The organism is Peribacillus sp. NPDC097224 (assembly GCF_044761985.1).
Taxonomy (GTDB): Bacteria; Bacillota; Bacilli; order Bacillales; family DSM-1321; genus Peribacillus.
In genome coordinates this window covers 165,463-165,907 of the sequence record NZ_JBIWDK010000008.1, presented here as the reverse complement: position 1 = coordinate 165,907, position 445 = coordinate 165,463, and the positions used below count along the sequence as shown (strand labels likewise).

Genomic DNA, 445 nt, shown 5'->3' with positions numbered 1-445 from the left:
CGAACCACTTTTCCTCATATTCAGCGTACCTGAACTTACATTCACGTATTTTGTCGTCGTCTTAACCGGAGTGGAAGCTGGTTTTGCCGTGACTGGTTTCTTTGTGGAAAGATAGGCCGTATTCACATAGCCTTCCTTATTGTTCGCTTTGATCTTCGCCCAGCCTTTTGACTCTGAATACACCGTTACTTTGGTGCCTTTGGTTAATTCCGTGACAATTTTCGCGCTCGCGGATCCACTTTTCCGCATATTCAGCGTGCCTGAGCTCACATTCACGTATTTTGTCGTCGTCTTAACCGGAGTGGACGCTGGTTTGGCCGTGACTGGTTTCGTTGTGGAAAGGTAGGCTGTATTCACATAGCCTTCCTTATTGTTCGCTTTGATCTTCGCCCAGCCTTTTGACTCTGAATACACCGTTACTTTGGTGCCTTTGGTTAATTCCGTG

The 445-nt window shown here is 46.7% G+C and carries 1 protein-coding gene; it reads right to left on the bottom strand.

The window, feature by feature from the left end:
* Positions 1 to 445 (bottom strand): SH3 domain-containing protein (locus tag ACIQXR_RS16240; protein WP_403080413.1); only part of this gene is annotated, 445 nt, incomplete at both ends.